15 protein-coding genes are annotated in these 19,457 nt (G+C 62.3%); 8 read left to right on the top strand and 7 right to left on the bottom strand.

The window, feature by feature from the left end:
* Positions 1-1,185 precede the first annotated feature (1,185 nt).
* The 4 genes from BLW02_RS10325 to BLW02_RS10340 all read left to right on the top strand — a co-directional run bounded on the left by BLW02_RS10325 (position 1,186) and on the right by BLW02_RS10340 (position 6,344).
* On the top strand, positions 1,186-2,325 hold the full coding sequence (locus tag BLW02_RS10325) for a tyrosine-type recombinase/integrase (RefSeq protein ID WP_092698269.1): 1,140 nt from the start codon (positions 1,186-1,188) through the stop codon (positions 2,323-2,325).
* Positions 2,326-2,430: 105 nt separating this feature from the next.
* Complete coding sequence (locus BLW02_RS10330; protein WP_159433784.1) at positions 2,431-2,730, top strand: ribbon-helix-helix protein, CopG family; 300 nt, start codon at positions 2,431-2,433, stop codon at positions 2,728-2,730.
* A 3-nt stretch (positions 2,731-2,733) separates the two neighbouring features.
* Complete coding sequence (mobF, locus tag BLW02_RS10335) at positions 2,734-5,619, top strand: MobF family relaxase (protein ID WP_092698273.1); 2,886 nt, start codon at positions 2,734-2,736, stop codon at positions 5,617-5,619.
* A complete protein-coding gene (locus BLW02_RS10340; protein ID WP_139285353.1) occupies positions 5,616-6,344 on the top strand; it encodes a hypothetical protein in 729 nt (242 codons plus the stop codon). Before mobF ends, BLW02_RS10340 begins: the two co-directional genes overlap by 4 nt.
* A 168-nt stretch (positions 6,345-6,512) precedes the next feature.
* Here BLW02_RS10340 and BLW02_RS10345 read toward each other — a convergent pair whose 3' ends face one another.
* The 6 genes from BLW02_RS10345 to BLW02_RS10370 form a co-directional block, all read right to left on the bottom strand.
* Positions 6,513-7,637: a hypothetical protein gene (locus BLW02_RS10345; protein ID WP_092698278.1), complete on the bottom strand. Its 1,125-nt coding sequence runs from the start codon at positions 7,635-7,637 to the stop codon at positions 6,513-6,515.
* 170 nt (positions 7,638-7,807) lie between these two features.
* Positions 7,808-8,434 carry a hypothetical protein gene (locus BLW02_RS10350; RefSeq protein WP_139285354.1) on the bottom strand — a complete coding sequence of 209 codons (627 nt, stop codon included), beginning with the start codon at positions 8,432-8,434 and terminating at the stop codon, positions 7,808-7,810.
* Positions 8,435-8,445: 11 nt separating this feature from the next.
* Entirely contained in the window at positions 8,446-9,111 is a 666-nt protein-coding gene (locus BLW02_RS10355; protein WP_092698282.1) for a hypothetical protein, read from the bottom strand.
* 35 nt (positions 9,112-9,146) lie between these two features.
* The gene (locus tag BLW02_RS10360) at positions 9,147-9,953 is read right to left on the bottom strand and encodes a hypothetical protein (protein ID WP_092698284.1); all 807 of its coding nucleotides are present in this window, start codon (positions 9,951-9,953) and stop codon (positions 9,147-9,149) included.
* A 68-nt stretch (positions 9,954-10,021) separates the two neighbouring features.
* Positions 10,022-10,312, bottom strand: a complete 291-nt coding sequence (locus BLW02_RS19935) for a helix-turn-helix transcriptional regulator (RefSeq protein WP_092698286.1) — start codon at positions 10,310-10,312, stop codon at positions 10,022-10,024.
* Between the two features lie 2 nt (positions 10,313-10,314).
* Positions 10,315-11,901 carry a tyrosine-type recombinase/integrase gene (locus BLW02_RS10370; RefSeq protein ID WP_139285356.1) on the bottom strand — a complete coding sequence of 529 codons (1,587 nt, stop codon included), beginning with the start codon at positions 11,899-11,901 and terminating at the stop codon, positions 10,315-10,317.
* 256 nt (positions 11,902-12,157) lie between these two features.
* Here BLW02_RS10370 and mutS point away from each other — a divergent pair, with 256 nt between their 5' ends.
* The 4 genes from mutS to BLW02_RS10390 all read left to right on the top strand — a co-directional run bounded on the left by mutS (position 12,158) and on the right by BLW02_RS10390 (position 18,549).
* The gene (gene mutS / locus BLW02_RS10375) at positions 12,158-14,743 is read left to right on the top strand and encodes a DNA mismatch repair protein MutS (protein WP_092698290.1); all 2,586 of its coding nucleotides are present in this window, start codon (positions 12,158-12,160) and stop codon (positions 14,741-14,743) included.
* Positions 14,744-14,933: 190 nt separating this feature from the next.
* Positions 14,934-15,761: a proteasome-type protease gene (locus tag BLW02_RS10380; RefSeq protein WP_092698291.1), complete on the top strand. Its 828-nt coding sequence runs from the start codon at positions 14,934-14,936 to the stop codon at positions 15,759-15,761.
* An 18-nt stretch (positions 15,762-15,779) separates the two neighbouring features.
* On the top strand, positions 15,780-16,601 hold the full coding sequence (locus BLW02_RS10385) for an alpha/beta fold hydrolase (protein WP_092698293.1): 822 nt from the start codon (positions 15,780-15,782) through the stop codon (positions 16,599-16,601).
* A gap of 169 nt (positions 16,602-16,770) precedes the next feature.
* The gene (locus BLW02_RS10390; protein WP_092698295.1) at positions 16,771-18,549 is read left to right on the top strand and encodes a diguanylate cyclase; all 1,779 of its coding nucleotides are present in this window, start codon (positions 16,771-16,773) and stop codon (positions 18,547-18,549) included.
* A 39-nt stretch (positions 18,550-18,588) separates the two neighbouring features.
* Here BLW02_RS10390 and BLW02_RS10395 read toward each other — a convergent pair whose 3' ends face one another.
* Positions 18,589-19,449: a MipA/OmpV family protein gene (locus BLW02_RS10395; RefSeq protein ID WP_092698297.1), complete on the bottom strand. Its 861-nt coding sequence runs from the start codon at positions 19,447-19,449 to the stop codon at positions 18,589-18,591.
* Between the last annotated feature and the right edge of the window lie 8 nt (positions 19,450-19,457).

The raw sequence follows: 19,457 nt of genomic DNA on the forward strand, positions 1-19,457 counted from the left end.
CATCGCCATCACACCCGAGTCGTCATAATCTGGTCGTCCTGCCTGGGGGAATTTGGGGTGGCCAAGGGTGGGGGAATTTGACCTGGCCATCGGGGTCAATGCATTTACGCCTTCCTTTTCACTCACATGCATATCAATTTCGAAAGCGGCAGCGGAGGAATCTGTGAATGCGAAGACAGCGCACAAGGAGCTTGTTGGGCATGGCTTCATGGTTTTCTGAGGTGACGCCTTGTTGCGTTTGCAACTGCCCCCAGCGCCCGGTCTCTCACTGACTGTCGAGCACGCTCGGAAATAGCTGCCTCTGCAGCAGGCGCGCTATTGGGCACCTCTGCCTGCTCGCCTCCTTGCATCCAATCCAGCAAGTCATCCACCAAAACGACAGGGGAACCGTGCAGTTGGCGGACTGGCAAGAAGAATCTGCCCTTGCTGATCCGAGCATAGAGAGTCGACCGAGGCGTTCCGATCACTTTGGACAGGTTTGGAATGGTGACAACCATGCCTTCAATGCCGAGGCCTCTGAGCATCTGCAGCCTCGACTCCCGAACACCATCGCCTTGAATTTTCTGATCCATCGCATATTGCCTCCCTGCTGGATATGCGACCCAGGGCAGCGCATTGCGCGCCTCTTCGTCGGCAAATTGCTAAGCCTCAAAAGCAACCGTTCGTCGGCCCCAGCTTCGAGCAGCGCTGCTTTTCGCGCTGGACGGAAGTAGGCTGAACGAGACGAACTGGACAGGACTGAAACAGTCCGCATTCGAAGAAAAAGGAGGATCAGGGAAGGAATGCCATCACTCAGGAGCCAGCTTGGCAACTGTTGACACGCATCGACTCAACGCCTGGCATCAGCCGCAAGCTCAAACAGGTCAACCATTGACTCGTTTGCAGCGGACTGAACCAAAAGCCGGACGAATCGACATCGAAGCGTCAAAGCGCGATATCGGTTCGGTTCCATATTTGGCGCCCTCGGCAGCCAGCCGACTCGATGGCGATCATTTGAGCAACCGCTGCCGCCCCCTCTGAAAACGAGAGGTATGGCGCACTCGAAAAGCAGCGCTGCTCGAAGGCCCGCGCGCTGGCTCAGGCAGCGCGAAATTCCCGACGAACGAGCAAGCAAACACATCTCCCCAATCGCCTTTAGGCGTAGCAGCACCACAACAACATCCCAACAACTACAAGGAGAAAACCATGGGAGCAAGAGAAACAAAAGGGAGCATCGCCGCCAGGCCGCGCAAGGACGGGACCGTCAGCTACCAGGCGACATTCAAGATCAAAGGAGGCAGAGCCATCGTCAAGTCGTTCGACGATCCGGAGGACGCCCGCATCTTCCTCGAATCTATCGCCACGGATATGGCGGCTCAAAACGAAGCTCGCGAGCGCAAGGCCCGGCAGGAAATGCTGGCCAAAGCCCACAAGAGTCCGGAGAGCCGCCAATCCGAGCTGCTGGACACGCCCATCAAGATTGCTCTCGCGGGCTATGAGGAATCCGGGCTGGCATCGCCAACCAACAAGTTCGCCATTCCGGCAATCGCAAAGCAAGCGAAAAGCTCATCCATCCGCGAGATCAAGAAGAGTTGGATCGCCAACTACATCGCCGGCATGCGGGCTACGGCGAGCTACACGGGCAAGCCCTACGCCTACGCCACCATCGTCCGCCAAATGGGCGTCCTGAAAGCAGCGATCGAGTGGCAGGCCGAGGAGCTCGAAACCGAGCCTCCAAAGTTCCCATTCAGCCGAAGGCTCTTCCCGAAGAACTGGGAAGGCAAGCGCGAGCGCAGGCTCGAGCCCCATGAAGAAACCGCGTTGATTGGCAAGCTGCGCGAACTGTCGACGCCTTCGCGCCACCACTGGCGCTTGCTTGTCAAGCTCGCCTTGGAAACAGGCGCCCGCCTCCAGGAGCTCGTCGGCATTCAATGGAAGGAGATCGACTTCAAGGCCTGCTGCTGGACCATTCCTGAGACGCGCGAGAAGACTGGCAAGCGCCGAACTGTGCCGCTGACTCCCGCCGCCATGAGGGCTGTGTCCATCCTTCGGCTGATGGCCGTTCCAGCCAATCCCAGGGCTTTCCATCTGCTTGGCGATCCCAGCTCCGTCTCCAACCTATTCCGCCGCTACAGCAGGGCTGCAGGCCTGGTGGAATTCAAATTTCACGATCTGCGCCATGAGGCGATTTCACGAATGGTGTGCCGCTCGCCTGACATCTACGCCATCATGAAGATCGTCGGCCACAGCAGTCCGGAGATGCTTGAGCGCTACGCCAACTTGCGAGCGGAGGAACTGGCCAAGGCGCTGAGATCCCAAGACCCAAATCGTCGCGATCGGCGTTGAGGTTTGCGGCGCGGGTGCGCCGCTTGTCCGAACCATCGGGATCCACGAGCAGATATCGCTCGTGGATCGCCTTTAGGCATATCCACCACCAAAAAGGAGATGCCGATGGACACCAAGACAATCAAAGACAAGAAGGCCCGCAGGAGCGAAATTTCCAAGGGCACATATCAACGGGAGAAGCAAAAGCGCGACAGGGTCTTGATCCGCCTGGACAAGGGCCAGGCAGCGATCCTCGACGCCTTCTGCGAGCAGTCCGGAATCAGCCGCTCCGCGTTCTTCCGCAGGCACCTTGACGCATACATCGCAGCGGCAGGAGGCCTGGCAGCTCCGCCGAAATCACAGACTGAACCTACCTTCCTGGCCAGCGAATTCGATGAGCTCTTCAGCAGCTCGAAGGGAGCGTGAGCCATGCTTTCGATCACCAAAATCGGGCCGGCTTCGACCCGCCCAAGCAACGGGAAGAATGGCGGCTACCTTGGATACCTCGAGCCTGGCAAGGCGAAGGATCCAGCCCAGCGAGCCGAATTTGACGAATACGCTCGCGGCCAGCATCAGGACAGCGCCCCAAAGCCTTTTTGGGCATGCAAGGGAGCCGCGCTCTTAGGCCTTGACGCCATCGCCGAAGCCGAGCAGGTTGAGCGGCTGGCCAAGGGCTTCCACCCCATCACCGGAGCGCCCATGGTCATCGGCGCCGGGGACGGCCACTCCATGGGGCTAGACCTGACCTTCTCCGCCCCCAAGGACTTCTCAGCCCTTTATGCCGGCGCCGACCAGGCAACCCAGCAGGCCTTGCTCGAATGCCTTCATGGCGCAGCCAAGGCCGCCCTCGACTACGCCGAGGCCGCGACAGTCACCCGGCATGGCGTCGGCGGCAAGGTCAAGCAGATCGCCGAGGCGGCCATCGCCAGTTGCTACACCCACTTCGCAAGCCGAGCCCTCGATCCGCAACTGCATGTCCACGCCTTCCTCTTCAATGTCGGCAAGCGCATAGGCATCGACGAATGGAGCGCATTGGAGCAGCGGCCCCAGTTCGAGCGCAAGATGGCTACGGGCATCTTGTTCAGATCCGAGCTGGCCTGGCGGCTTTCGCAAATGGGGTTTGGCGTCCAGCCTGCCGGACCCTACTTTGCAGTCGACGGGATCAGCGACGAGCTGCGCGAAGCCCTCTCCAAGCGCAGCAAGGAGATCGCCGACTACATGAAGGAGTGCGGCCTCCTGGAAGTCGATGGCGCCGCCGCCCGCGAGATGGCCGCCATGGCAACCCGAGGCGCAAAGAAGGAGCCGCCCCTCCCCGAGCTCTTGAAGCTATTCAGGGCCAAGGCCCAGGACATCGGACTGACCCCGCAGACGGTGGCAGCTCTGCGCGCAAACATGCCTGCCGCGCCTAGCGTCCAAATCGACCATGGCCAAATCCTTGAGCAGCTCATGGCGTCCCAGTCATGCGCGACGGCAAACGAGGCCCTATCGCTCATCTGCCAGGCCGGCATGGGTCGATGGAGCGCCGCCCGCTGCCTGGATGAGCTCAAAGCCTTCATGATCCATACCGATGTGGTCCAGCTTGGAAGGACCGAGCAGCTCATCGAGGTCTTCACCTCGAAAGCGACCTTGGAGATGGAGCGAGCGATCAGCGACCGGGTTCGAGACGGCAAGTCCAGCGCGAAGCATTCTCTCGACCGCAAGGCTCTCGACAAGCAATTCGACCAACTTGAATCCGAACTCTCTGGCAAGCTGGGCGTTTCGGTTTCACTTGCGCAACAACGGGCCGCCGCCCTGCACATCGGATGCGAAACCGGCAACCATGCATTCGTCGAAGGTTGGGCCGGAACAGGCAAAACCACGATGCTCAAGGCTGTCGCCAAAGCATACAAGGGAGCAGGCTTCGACACCTTGGGCTGCTGCCAATCGGCTGCTGCCGCTCAGAACCTTTCGCGCGAAACCGGGATCCGCTCAAAGACCATCGCCAGCCTGCTGATCTCCATCAGCTCCGGGCGCATCAAATTGGGAGCAAAGTCGATCCTCTTCCTGGACGAGGCTGGCATGGTCGGCTCGCGGGAGTTCGGCCTGCTGCAAAAGGCTGCCATTGAGGCCGGAGCGAAGCTGGTCTGCGTCGGCGATCCCAAGCAGCTCCAACCAATCGATGCCGGCGGCATATTCGCCTCCCTGATGTGCGAGCATGGCAAAGCTGAGATATCAAACATCCAACGCCAGCGGACGGACTTCGAGCCCTTGATCGATTGGCTTGCCAAAAAGCTGCGCGATACGGACAGGGAGATCACCAAGGCCAAGCGGGCGACCTTGATGTCCCTGCCTGAGGACGCCAGGTCGAATGCCTTGTCGGAGTTGTGCTCAGGAGATGCCAAGCTTTCCCGCGCGTTTGAAAAGTGGAAGGCGCGGTATGACCACGCCTGGATGCGCGATGTCGTCGAAGACTTCGCCAAGGGCAAGGCCTACGATGCATTGATCGCCATGGAAACCAAAGGGCGATTGAAGCTCCTGCGCAACCATGAAGACGCGATATCGGAACTCATGAAAGCGTGGGAGGCTGACAAGACCCCTTTGGAGAGCAAAGCCATCATCGCGGCGACGCGCGCGGAGGTTGCCGAGCTCAACGACGCTGCCCGGCAGAAGCTCATCGATATCGGTCGAATCCGTGATGCCCAAGGCATCGATATCGACATCATCCATCGCGACGAAACGATATCGCCAAGGCGGTTCGCGCCAGGAGACCGCATCGTCTTCACCATGAATGACAAGGCGCTCGGCGTCGCCAATGGCGTGACAGCCACCATCGCCGATATCGCCAGAGGCGGCTCAGGCCCCACCCTGCTCGTCCAGCTCGACGATCCCAACGATATCGGCCAGAAGGAGGTCGCCATCCCGGCGAGCTTCGCCCGCTTCGATCATGCCTATTGCCTGACAAACCATAAAGGACAGGGACGGACGTTCGACTCGGCGCATGTTCTAGCCAATCCAAGCATGGCGGACAGGGAGTGGACCTACGTCGCCGCGAGCCGCTCGCGCTTCGCAACGACGATCTACGTCGACGCGTCGAAGCTTGGCCTTGTGGACCCGGAGTCGCATCGCCAGGATGAGCAGGCCCCGAAAGGTCGAGGTCGAGCAATCGAGGCGCTTTCAATTCGGATGAAGCGCAGCGGGGCCAAAGGCACTTCTCTTGACTACGGCAATGCTGAGGGACAGCAGCCAACAACCGAGCTCGATATCGGCCACAAGAAGCCAAGCTTCCTCCGCCGCGCAGCCGCCGCGATATCGCAAGCCAGGGAGGCGAGACGATGAGCAAGCCGATCAACAAAAACCCGTGGAGCAACAAGACATTGACGATTCGGCTTGCAGGAGAGCGAGCCCGCAGGCTTTCCGCTGTCGCGAAGTCAATGGAAGTTGGCACGACTCCATATCACGCCCTGGATCGCTGTATTGAAATCGCCGAGGCGGATATCAGCGGCATCGGGCGCCACAGCGAGGAGCTAATTGAGATATCGGATCAACTGAACCAGCTCTCAGGCAGCATGGCCGATATCAGCCGCCACGCCATTCATGGCACCGACACCCACGACTCAATGGACAGGAAGCTGGATGAGATGCGCAAGTTCCTTGCGCTCTTGGCGGATTCCGCTGCATCTGAGTCTGACGGCAATGAGCCGATGCCGATATCAGACTGGCTAAACCGCATCGCTGCCGAAGAGCCCAATCTCAAATACCTTTTGGCGCGAGCAACTTGGCAGGGTCTGGAACGCCGTGGGGAGACCAAGGCCGACCTCGATGTCCTGGTCGAAAGAGTCGCCACCAAGCAGGACGAGCCAGGCGCTCGCATCAAGATTCCGCCATGCGTCGTTCGAATAGGCCGAGTGTTGGCTCCGCTCGAAGCGCACTCAAAGATCCTGTTCAAGGACTTCTACATCGCATGCCAGCGCAACGAGGCCAGCTTTTGGCTTCTGACTATCCGAGAGATCGGCCCTCAGGGCTCCTTGGGGCCGACAACGCTGTTCACTTCGGAACAGTGACCGCTGTCTTATGCCAATAAGACAAAAGCGCATCAATTTGGGGACGGACGGCACGAAAGGGCCGCCCGAATCCCACGTCTTATAGGAATGAGACACTTTAGTGCGTCAGGTGTATACAGTGATTCACCACAGATCGAGACAGCCACCATCTCAACTAGATAAGCCCCATCACATGCGGAGTGGGTTTCGCTGCGGAGTAGCTGCTTGAGGCATGAGAATTGGATCGTTGTTTTCAGGCTCCTTGCCATACAGCTCGACCAACTCCTTTGTCTCGTCAAATGCGATGCGACGGTGCAGTCCACGGCAAACATCGTCCCCATAGTCTTGGAGAAAACCACCCTGCATTTGCTCAAACAGAAAATTCATTTTGTCCATGGCGAAGTCAGTTGAAAGGGAAAACGCCACCTCCTCGATCGCCGCGCGAGCCTTGTTCTCGTCGACTTTCAGCCCCTTGCATTTGGCCAACATCGACATTTCATGGAGTGCGAAGACCATAGAATCGACATCATTGTCAAAGGGGAGACTCAGGCAATCGACAAGGGCCGAGTTGCTCGCCAAATCTTGATTGATTTCCGCACATGCGACCAGATTTCCATACTGGCCGCAAACCATGCTGATGAGCGGGATGCTAAAGATAAATTTGCAGCTCCAAGCTTTGAAGTCTTCGCCATGAAGCCATTGGCCATCAAATGGGAGTGCTTCTCGCAAGACATTCCAAAAGGTAGTTGCAAGTTGACCCTTTTCGCCTCGGGCAATCTTCATGTTGAAGTCGTTGCGAGCCTTAAACAAAGCGCGCAGGCTCGAATCCATGCCTTTGTCTGACTTGAATGCGACTTCATAGGCTTTGAACCATTGCAGGTTGATATCTGCCCGTCCCGCGCACAAAAATGAACTGACATGATGCGAATTGGTCACAGAGCTTTCGAACACGCCAAAAGCCATTGCTTGAATAGCAGCCTCCGCATCGCGCTTGTGCTTGCCTCCTGCATCCCATAGAGCCTCGACCACTTCCCACAAGGGCTCGCGCGCATGCAACTCCTTGCTGATTTGATCGGCATGGACAATGACGCGCAGGCAGCTCCAATTGCGTTGGCCGATGAGAAGCTTCGGCACGCTGTCCAGATGGCCGAGGATCGGATGCTGTTTTGGATCGTGAATCTCAAAATCGAAATCCCATGGTGTGATTCCGCCAGCTTCACCCACCGAAAGCGTCTCCTCCAACGACTGAGCGTCCCGGCTCAATACATCAGTTAAAAACAACTTCGCCCACTCAACAGCCGTGATTTGACCCATTTCAATCTCCTTTGCAGCTCGCCACCGCGACGCGCTTGGGGAGATTTTTTCCCGAGGGGGCTCTAAGCGACTGGCACGCGCGCGAGCTTGCGCTTTGTTCCCGCCCTACGAGCGTTCCGGATGGCTGGAAGAGCAACACAGCAGGCGGCGAGGCTGCCACCAGGCGATATCTAACCGCCAGATTGGTAGGCGCGGGCGATATCGGCCGCCCTAGCGGACAGGCTGTCGAACTCGGATATCAGCCTCGTGGAGAGCTCCTTGTGCTGGACGGGATCCGACCACTTCCGCAGGGCCGCTTCGACTGGCGGAAGCCAGTCGACATCCCAAGACTCGATTCGCTCGGCAAGTTCAGCAAGCGAGGACTCTTCAACCGGGCCGCCAATGCAGCCTTCCGGATCAACCCAGTAAGCGATATCGTCGAGCATCCATTGACCCGCATCGAATCGCTTCAACGCTGAGGCTTGGTGGTAGAGGTCGGGATATCTCAGGTCGAGCTTGTTTTCCTTGAACCAGTCGACCACATCTTGCTTGCGATAGAGGACCGTCTGGCCATCCTGGCGCGGCGAGTCGGCGCAGGACATCCGAACGCCCAGCTTGAAGTAGTCGGGGCCGTTTCCGTTCTCCCTCAGCGTCTGCAAAGTCCGAAGCGAGCACTGCAACAGCACCGCCGTCTTGCTGATATCGAGCATCGCCAGCCCCGGCCAGGCGTTGAGCCTCGACCATGCCTCTTCATGGGCCAGAGCCCGCCCAACCGGCCTTGGCAGGGCTGAGGGGGCAAGTGTGGGTGCCGTCGCCATGGGCAGCGATATCAACGCGGGTTGACGCTTCGCTCTTCGGGCTTGCGAAGCTCAGCATGCATCTCGCTGGCGACAACTTTGGCCTCGATGTCTTGCGACAACCCCCTGAGGCCCTGGGCCACCGAATCCGCCAGAGCCCTATGGGCGGCAGGATCCGACCATCGCGCCGTCGCGGCCTGGGCCACGGGAAGGAACTCGATATCGAGCTTTGTCCGCAAGTCCAGGTATTGCTCCAAGGAGCTGTCATCGACAAAGCCGGCCACCTGGCCGTCGATATCGACCCAGAAGGCTTGCTCATCGAAGAGGTCGGCAACCGTCTCAAAGCGGCGAACCTTCGACTTGGCTGGCTTCGAGAGCATCAGCACTGACGCCCTGTTGGACTCCATCCAAGAGAGGACATCAGCCTTGACGTAGCCGATGCGGTGGCGGCTGATCAAGTCTTCCGGAGCGGCTGGCTGGGAGCCGTCGAACTTGATTCCGTTCTTGATGTAGTCGGGGCCGCCTCCGAGGGTCCGGAGCATTTGAAGCTTGCGAGGACTCATGTCCAGCAAATAGCAAAGCTCCTTGGCAGCCATCTCCTCGCTCTCGGGCAACGCTTGGAACTTCTCCCACTCGACAACCATCTTTTCTGGAACGAACACTTCCGGAATGCTGTCGAGCGAGGGCTTTGATGGCATGGAGCTCCTTTTGGCCGTTAGCGCTTCCGAAAGGCCTATGCCTTTTGTTTCGAAGGCTTGCCTTCAAGGGCAACGGAGTGAAGCGCGGTCCGATCGATAGCAGACTTTGCCGCGCCGATCTCCTCTTTCAGAAGAGCCAGCCATGGCTTGGCGAACCTCTTGTGCTCCTTCTCGCTGGACCACAGAGAATGCAGCGCTTCTGCGGGCGTGAGCCAAACGCACCGCGTCTTGCCTGCCAATGTCGATGCGACCAGATTCTCCCTGCCCGCTTGGTCCATGCCCCATCCCGCGCATTGAAGGATCGTCCGTCCCTTGCGGTCGGGCTTGGGAGAGGCGAAGAATGGAACGGCCTCCGACACGAATCCGAGCAGGCCAGCGGAGGCGAGCCTGACTTCGAAAGTGCCGTAGCCCGAGTGCTGCCTCTGGAATTCCTTGAGATCGCCCATCTTGTAGGTAACGGGTTGGTTGGTGCCGACGGCGTCCTTTTCGCTGATCTTGATCATGCGAAGGCCCTTGGGCTTGGCGTCAGAATCGTCGGGCTTCTTCCTCGTCCGTCCGGCAGCCTTGGCCGCAGCTTCGGCAGCCTTCTCGATCCTGGCCGCCTTCTTGTCCTCCTCGCTGGGGAGCGCCTCCTTGCGAAGCTCGCGCAACTGCGACATGGAGATGATCAGGAAGAACGCCGCCAACTCCGCCTCGACGGTCGTGTCGTCTGGCAGCGCAGCCAACCGGCCTCGGCGCTCGGCGTCGGCGATCATTGCGTCGAGCGACTTCTTGGCCGGACGGCCTCCTGTCTTGGCTCTCTTCTCGGATTTCTCATCGGCCACGGCGGCGGAGGTTGCCATGTCGTCTCCTCATCGATTGTTTTCCGCATTATGAAGGAGGCAAACCGACCGGATAGATGGGGCAACCGCTACATCTGGCCCTTGCGGATGGCTGCCTGCATGCTGCTCTTGACAGTGTGAGCGGCCTCCCAGTCGATAAGGGATTGCTTGCGGTAGCGGACAGCCTGGTTGGTGCCCCTGGCCCCTTGGCCTCCGCTTTGGATGTATTCGGGGCCGCTGCCATCCCTGCGCCAACGCTCCAAAGTGGATTGAGAAACCCGAAGGAATGCGCCCGCCTCCTTGGGCGTGAGCTTGGCCGACGGGGCCAAGGCCTCGACGAAGTTGATCAACTCGACCTCGATCGCCGCTGGCGTTGCCATGCTCAGGCCGCCTTCCTGGACTTGCGGGCTGGCCCAGGCTTGATCACTGGCTCCGTCTTCTCGGGCAGGGCCGCAACTTTGGATGGCCGCAAGGCGTTGTAGACCGAAGGCGCCGACTTCAAAATGAGCTGCTCGATCTTCTCCATGCGCTCGATGTGATCCTTCCATTCCGGCGCGGTGTAGCGGCCCAGCGTCTCGCCGCCGCCGACGGCATGCCCGAGCATCCGCTTGACCTGGCGATCGACGAGGCCCAGCTTTTCGCAGGCGGCGCCGAAGGTCCGGCGCAGGTCGTGTCCCCGCACCGCCTTGATGCCGGCCCGCTCGCGGACGGTGTCCATGGCGACGGAGGGATCGCCGTAGTGGCCGACCTCGCATGGGATCCCCGAAGGCAGGACCCATTTTCCGCCCGCGTTCTCCTCCTCCCTGTGATCGACCTCCTTGCCGCCCTTCACGTAGATCAAGCCCTTCTTGCTTCCCGGCATCTTGGCCTCGAAGAGCCAAAGGGCATCCTTGCGGCACTCCGAGCGCCGAAGCTTCAACAGGGTCATGGCAAAGGGACCGATAGGGAACTCGTGGTCGCCACGGTTCTTCGCGTCGTGGATGAAGACCACCTTCTTGTCGAGATCGACCCAACGCTCCATGTGGGCCTTGTCGTCGGGAACTTGCGATCGCCATTTGAGGCTGCGGCATTCATCGCCGCGCAGCCCCCACAGCAGGTCGATCATCAGGAAATCGGCCGCCCTCGGGTTCTCCTTGCGGTATTCCCAAGCGGCCTCGAGGAAGGGGCCGACCGACTCGGAGAAGGACAATGGGTTGCGCACGCCCTTGGCTTTGTATTCGCGTTCAAGCTGGTCGTGGTCGCGATATTTCTGCTTGGTGATCAGGATCGTGAAGGGGTTGTAGGTCAGCGAGGGTTGGCGCTTCTCGGCGTGGGCGTTGTGGGACTCGTTTTGGATGGCGTTGTTGACGGCGGCGGTGGCCCAGCGGCCCATGGCCTCGGCGGCCGTCTTGTGCCCCTTTTCGAAGGCGTGCAGGTCGAAGCGGTCGAGGACTTCCTGCCCGATGATCAGACGGACCTTGCGGTCCTCCCAATCCTTGAACTTGTCGCGGGCCTTGTTGATGGAATCCAATGAATTCCTCTTGATGGGCCTCGCCCTCCCCTTCAAGTCGGCGATGTAGCGGTCCCAGACCATGCCGAAGGTCAGCTCGCTGGCCTCGATCTCCTCGGAGATCCTATTGGGGTTGGTTCCATGCTTGACAGCTTGGGCGATCTTGTCGAGAGCCTCGGCGCGCGCCTTGGCCAAGGACATGATCGCATCGCCCCCGCGCTTGCCCCACGCCAATCCGACATCGATCTTGAGCTTCTTGCCCCGGACCATCTTCTCGACCAGGTAGACCGTCGCCCGAGCGCCCACGCGGACGGCGAATCCGGGCGGAGCCAATTTGTGGGTGTCGTAGACGAGATAATTGGGCTTGTCGGTCCTCCCCCACTGCAATTCGATTTCGTTTGTCTCTTCATTCTCGGCCCACCGAGGGGCATTATCGAGAGACAGCTTTTGGACGAGGGCGTCGGTCAGGGCGAGCTTCATGCGGACTCCTTGGCGAACTTGGCGGACCTCGAATAGCAGCCGCGCCGCCAAGTTCGCCAAATTCTAGGCCCAAAAGCGCGCTTGGCGGCGACTTGGCGGATTTTTTGGCGGATCGACATGGCGCGTTAGAGGCACAATGCAGGACAACATGGCTTGATAGACAACGATGACTTCACCCTCTGAAAACAACAAAAAAACAGGCACTTCCCAGAGGGAAACGCAAGAGATCGCGAAGGACTTTTCGGCCCACACGCCCATGATGCACCAGTACCTGTCCCTCAAGGCCGGGTACCCCGACACGCTGCTGTTTTACCGCATGGGCGATTTCTACGAGGTCTTCTGGCAAGACGCCGAGAAGGCCGCGCGCCTGCTCGACATCACGCTCACGCAGCGCGGCCAGTCGGGCGGCCAGCCGGTGGTGATGGCTGGTGTGCCCTTCCATGCACTGGAGAACTACCTGGCACGCCTGATCAAGATGGGCGAGTCGGTGGCCATTGCCGAGCAGGTGGGTGAGGTGGGCGCGGCCAAGGGGCCGGTGGAGCGCAAGGTGGTGCGCGTGGTCACCCCCGGCACGCTGACCGACACCGAGCTGCTGTCCGACAAATCCGAATCGCTGCTGCTGGCCGTGCAACAGGCGCCGCGCGCGCGCTGTGGCCTGGCGTGGCTGAGCGTGACGCAGGGTCGCGTCTTTCTGGCCGAATGCGCGCACGACGAACTGGGCGCCTGGCTGGCCCGCATTGCGCCCAGCGAACTGATCTACAGCGCCGGCGTGACCGAGCGGTTTGAACAGCAACTGCAGGTGCTGCGCCAGGGTGGCGCCTTCACCTGCCCCATGAGCCCCCGGCCCGACTGGCAGTTTGACAGTGCTTTGGGTGAGCGCAAGCTGCTCGAACACCTGGGCGCCGCCAGCCTGCAGGCCTGGAGCGCGCAGGACCTGGCCCAGGCGCATGCCGCCGCCGCCGCGCTGCTGCAATACGCCGAGCACACCCAGGGCCGCGCGCTCACGCATGTGCACAGCGTTCAGGTGCAGCGCGGCGACGACCTGATCGACCTGCCCGCCAGCACGCGCCGCAACCTCGAACTCGTCAAGACCCTGCGCGGTGAGGACGCGCCCACGCTGTTCTCGCTGCTCGACACCTGCATGACCGGCATGGGCAGCCGCCTGCTCAAGACCTGGCTGCTGGAGCCGCAGCGCGACCGCGCCGAGGCCCGCCAGCGCCTGGCTGCCACCACCGCGCTGCGCGGCAACGGTAGCGCCACCCAGGCACCCTGGCAGGCCCTGCGCGAACAGCTCAAGGGCGTGAGCGACGTGGAACGCATCACCGCCCGCACCGCCCTGCGCCAGGTGCGTCCGCGCGAACTGGTGGGTCTGGGCAAAACGCTACAGAAAGCAGCGCTTCTGGCGCAGAATGGGCGGGCACCTGAGCCGTATCTGGTTCAAATTTTCAGCCACCTGCAACCGCCACCAGGCTGCACGGAGCTGCTGCACCGCGCCATCGACGAGGAACCCGCCGCGCTGGTGCGCGACGGCGGCGTGATCGCCAGCGGCTTCGATGCCGAGCTGGACGAACTGCGCGCCATTCAGAGCAACTGCGACACCTTCCTGCTCGACCTGGAAACGCGCGAGAAGGCGCGCACCGGCATTCCCAATTTGCGCGTGCAGTTCAACAAGGTGCACGGCTTCTATATCGAGGTGACGGGCAGCCACCTCGACAAGGTGCCCGACGACTACCGCCGCCGCCAGACGCTGAAGAACGCCGAGCGCTTCATCACGCCCGAGCTCAAGGCGTTTGAAGACAAGGCCCTGTCGGCCAACGAGCGCGCGCTCGCGCGCGAAAAATGGCTGTACGAACAGGTGCTGGACCAGCTCCAGCCCCACATCCCGCAGCTCACCCGCCTGGCGCATGCGCTGGCCACGCTCGATGTGCTGTGTGCGCTGGCCGAGCGCTCGCTCACGCTGAACTGGTGCGCCCCGCAGTTCGTACCCGAGCCCTGCATCGAGATCGAGGCCGGCCGCCACCCCGTGGTCGAGGCACGCCTGGCCGAGACATCGAGCGGCGCCTTCATCGCCAACCACACACGCCTGAATGCCAATACGCGCATGCAGGTCATCACCGGCCCCAACATGGGCGGCAAATCGACCTACATGCGCCAGGTGGCGCTCATCGTGCTGCTGGCCAGCATGGGCAGCCATGTGCCCGCCGCGAGCTGCCGCCTGGGGCCGATTGACGCCATCCACACGCGCATTGGCGCGGCGGACGACCTGGCCAACGCGCAGTCCACCTTCATGCTGGAGATGACCGAGGCCGCGCAGATACTGCACGCCGCCACGCCCCACAGCCTGGTGCTGATGGACGAGATCGGCCGCGGGACCAGCACGTTTGACGGCCTGGCCCTGGCCAGCGGCATTGCCACGCACCTGCACGACAAGACCCGCGCCTTCACGCTGTTCGCCACGCACTACTTCGAGCTGACCGAGCTGCCCGCCAAGGCGCGCCACGCCGTCAACATGCATGTGGCCGCCGCCGAGGCCAGCACCGACATCGTGTTTCTGCACGAACTGCAACCCGGCCCCGCCAGCCGCAGCTACGGCATCCAGGTGGCCAAACTGGCCGGGGTGCCCGCCCCCGTGCTGCACCATGCGCGCCACGCCCTGGCCGCGCTGGAAGAGCGCGCGGGCGAAGATGAATTGCAGGTGGACCTGTTCGCCACGCCCGAAGTGCCCGAGAGCGCTGGCGCCAGCCCGGTAGAAGCCGCCCTGGCCGCCATCCATCCCGACCAGCTCAGCCCGCGCGAGGCACTGGATGCGCTGTACCAGCTTAAAAAGCTGGCGGGGTCGTGATGCTGGGCGCAAGCGATCGGAGTCGCCTGCAAAGACGGATCAAAATCACCGTGCAGCTATTACGTCATATACACCATTAGCTACATATTCAATAGTATTCGTTCGTCCTCTTTCCTTGGGCGGCAGCAGTGGTTCGGGCGCATTGCCGTGCGGCACTACACTCGGTGCCTTTCCTCTTTTTCGCACTCCCATGACGTATTGCGTCGCCATCAAACTCAATGCCGGGCTGGTGTTCCTGTCCGATTCGCGCACCAACGCCGGGCTGGACCAGATCAGCTCTTTTCGCAAGATGATGGTCTATGAAAAGGCGGGGGAGCGCTTCATGGTGCTGCTGTCGGCGGGCAACCTGAGCATTTCGCAGTCGGTGCGCGAGATCTTGCAGACCACGCAGATCAAGGATGAGGCAGACGGCGAGCCCGTTACCATCTGGAACGCCAAGAGCATGTTCGACGCCGCCCGCGTGCTGGGCGCCGCCGTGCGCCATGTGCATGAGCGCGATGGCGCGGCGCTCAAGCGCTCGGGGGTGGATTTCAACGTGTCGATGGTGTTTGGCGGCCAGATCCAGGGTGAGGGCATGCGCCTGTTCCAGGTGTATTCGGCGGGCAATTTCATTGAATCGACCGCCGAGACGCCGTATTTCCAGGTGGGCGAGTCGAAATACGGCAAGCCGGTGCTCGACCGTGTGCTGACACCCGAAACGCCGCTGGATGAGGCCGCCAAGTGCGCGCTGGTGTCGATGGACAGCACGCTCAAGTCCAACCTTTCGGTGGGCCTGCCCATGGACCTGGTGGTGTACGAGGCCGACCGGCTCACCACCGACAAGATCGTGTGCATTGACGAGCACAACCCCTACTTTCGCATGCTGCATGACAGCTGGGGGCAGAAGCTGCGCGCGGTGTTCGACAGCATCGAGGACCCGGCCTGGGACGGCCGCTCGACCGATACGCCCATTCTGGTGAACCCGGCGCGCAGCAGGCCGCTCAAGAAGATCACCAACTTCCGCGAAAAGCTGATCTGAACCCCTGCAGATTCATCGATGACCAAGATCGTTTTTTCGCACGGCAACAGTTTTCCGGCGGGCACCTACAACGTACTTTTCGAACACCTGCGCCAGCGCGGTTTCGAGGTGGCCGCCATCGACCGCTTCGGCCACGATGAGAAATACCCGGTCACCAGCAACTGGCCACACCTGGTGCAGCAGCTGGCCGACTTTGCCGCGCAGCAGGTGGGGGCCGCGGGCGAGCCGGTGTATCTGGTGGGGCATTCGCTGGGCGGCATCCTGAGCGTGATGGCGGCGGCGCAGCACCCCGCATTGGCGCGCGGCGTGCTGATGCTCGACTCCCCGCTGATCAGCGGCTGGCGTGCCACCACCGTGGGCGTGGCCAAGCGCACCCAGGTCGTGGGCGCCGTGTCGCCCGGCCGCGTGAGCCGACAGCGCCGCATGAGCTGGGCCAGCACCGAAGAGGCGCTGGAGCACTTTCGCAAGAAAAAGGTGTTTGCGCAGTGGAACCCGCAGGTGCTGCAAGACTATGTCACCCACGGCCTGCACGACGAAGACGGACGCCGGGTGCTAGGCTTTGACCGCGCAGTGGAAACCGCCATCTACAACACCTTGCCGCACAACCTGGATCGCCTGCTGCGCCGCCACCCGCTGGGCTGCCCGGCCGCCTTCATCGGCGGGCGCGCATCGGTGGAGATGCGCCAGGTGGGCATGGCGCTGACGCAGCGCGTGACGCACGGGCGCATCATGATGCTGGACGGCAGCCACCTGTTTCCGATGGAGCAGCCGCTGGCCACCGCCGCCGCCATGGAGGCGGCCTTGCTGAACCTGGCGGCGCTGCCGGCTGCAGGGCGCTGAGAGCCTTGCGCCCGGCGGGCCAAGAGCCATGAATGCGGGCCAGGCGTAACGCGGGAACAATCTGCGCGCCGCCAATGCAGGCGCAGGCAGCTTTTTACCAGCAGCTCCGGGGCGAGCAAGTTACACTGCGATACAAAACAATGGCTATCTTGCCCCAGCCTTGTTCGCCATGCCGCCCTGCCCCGCCCCCCAACCACCAGGGTCCATCTTGCGCTGGGCCCTGTTCCTGTTGTGGCTGTGTGTTGGCACCTGGGCGAACGCCGCGCCCGCGCCCGCCGTGCTCGTGCTGCGGGAAGCGGCCGCCACGGTGCAGGCCTGGCCCGCCGTGACGGTGCTGGCCGATGCCACCCGGCAGCACACGCTGGCGGACATGCAGGCGCAGGTGTCGCGCTTCGAAGCCCCAGCCGGCGCTGGCGGCACGCTCGGTGTACGGCCCGAAGCCATGTGGCTGCGCATGGAACTGATGGCCGAGCATCTGTCCGATGGCCGCTGGGCGCTGGACATCGACTACCCGCCACTGAACCGCATTGACATGTTCCTTACCCTGGGCGGGCAAGTCGTGCAGCACGCCACCCTGGGCAATCTGCAGCCTTACTCCCAGCGCCCCTTGCGCACGCGCTCGCACACCGTGGCGATGAACCTGGTGCCGGGGCAACCGTATGAACTGTGGCTGCGCGTGGAAACCACCGGGGCCATGGTCTTGCCCATCACCCTCAACAAGCCGGCCGCACAACTGAGCCGCGCCGTGCATGAGCAGATGCTGCAGGGCGTGCTGACCGGGCTGGCGCTGTGCCTGCTGGTGTACAGCCTGGCGCAATGGGCCAGCCTGCGGGACCCGCTGTTTGTGCAATATGCGCTGCTGCTGACGGGCAGCCTGCTGTTTTCGCTGCACTTCTTCGGGGTGGGCCAGCAGTACCTGTGGACCGACAACCCCTGGTTTGAAGTGCATGGCGCCTCGCTGGCCGCGCTCATGGCCACCTGTGGCTCGTTCCTGTTCATCAGCCAGTCCCTGGTCGGCCATTTGCCGCGCAGCCGTCTGCTGTGGGCGATGCGCTCCGGTGCGGTGCTGTGCGTGGTGCTGGCGCTGGTTTACGCGCTCGATGGGGTCTCCACGCACACCATCGCACGCATTGTCAGCATTCTGGGGCTGGTGCCCGCCCTGATGGGGATTCCCGGTGCGGTGCAGCGCGCGCGCAGTGGCGACAGCATCGGCACCACCTTCTTGCTGGCCTGGCTGGTGTACTTTGGGTCCACGGCCGTGGTCGTCGGGGTGATACGCGGCTGGCTGCCGGTGAACTTCTGGACGCTGCACTCGTTCCAGTTCGGGGCCACCATCGACATGCTGCTGTTCATGCGGGTGCTGGGCGAGCAGGCGCGCCGGCTGCGCAAGGCGGCGCAGGTTGCCAGCCAGGAGCGCGATGCCATGCGCTCGCTGGCGCATACCGATCCGCTCACCGGCCTGGTCAACCGCCGGGGGCTGCACGCGGCGCTGTCATCGGCCCTTGCGCGCTGCGATCCGCAGTCCTTGCTGGCGGTGTATGTGATGGACCTGGATGGATTCAAGCCCGTCAATGACCAGCATGGCCACGACGTGGGAGATGCCTTGCTGGTGGCCGCTACGCGCCGCCTGCTGGCCCAGGTGCGGCACAACGATGTGGTGGCGCGCGTGGGGGGCGATGAGTTCGTGGTGATGACCAGTGGCCTGGCCACGCCAGGGCAGGCCCAGGACCTGGGTCTTGAGCTGCTGAAGGCGTTTCGCACCCCGTTTGCGCTGGACGACCTCCAGCTGAGCGTGGGCCTCACGATCGGCTATGCCATCGCGCCTCTCGACGCCCAGGACGCCAGCACCCTGCTCAAGCGGGCCGACGCCGCCATGTACAGCGGAAAGCAGGCGGGCAAGTTCTGTCTGCGGCGCAACAGGGATGATCTCGCGCCGGCTTCCGCCTGAGGCAAGAACCAGCGTGCCGCCCGCGCCGCCAGGCTTCGATCAGCGGCAGCAGCGGTAGGCCAGCCCCACCGAAGCGCTGTAGCCGGTGGGCCGCACGGTGAGGGGGCTGCGGCGGGCGTCGGACTGCACTTGCGAGACACCCACGCCACCCCACAGCACCCAATGGCGATTGAGCGCCGTCATGACATCCACGCCCAGATCCACGCCGTAGAGGCCGCCGCCGGGCTCATACGCGGGCAGCCGGGCGGCCCCGGCGCCACCCGCCACGGCAGGCACACCAAACCGGGAGCGCAGGTAGGTGCGGTCGCCAAAACTGGCGCCAGCACCAAAAACCACCCGGGTCTGTTGCGTGACGGGCAGGGTGTAGGAGACGCTGGTGTTCAGTTGCGCCCCGCCGGAGCGCCCCAGGATGTCTTGCGACAACCCGGCGCCCACCGACCACCGGGGTGTGATGGCATAGCCTGCGCTGAGACGGGCGCGCACGGTGGAGCGCACCTCGGGCAAGCCGTCCAGCAGCGGCGAATTGCTGCCCTTGCGACCACTGTCATAGCGCAGCGATGCGCTCAGGTTGAACCGGTCGCTTTCGGCCAGGACGGCGGTGGCACCCGATTCGCGCTGCTCCAGCCCATGGCCCATGAGCGTGCTGCCGCGCGAGGTGCTCAGGCGAAACCGCCCGTATTCCAGCGCCCAGGCCGGGCGCAGATGGGTGGAGCGATCACTGCTGCCGGCATAGTCCGGGCTGTTGCTCACGATGGCGCCCAGCACGTAGTTGAGCTTGGGGGATCCATCCGCATTGACGGAGGGTGGCGCTTCCTCGGCAAGGGCGGGCAGACCGGCGCCCAGGCCCCACAACACAGTGCAGCCCCAAAAGCCCCGAAGAATGCGCGGCAGGTAAGTCATGGCGCCAT

The sequence above is a fragment of the Acidovorax soli genome (assembly GCF_900107605.1).
In the GTDB taxonomy this organism is placed as follows: domain Bacteria; phylum Pseudomonadota; class Gammaproteobacteria; order Burkholderiales; family Burkholderiaceae_C; genus Acidovorax; species Acidovorax soli.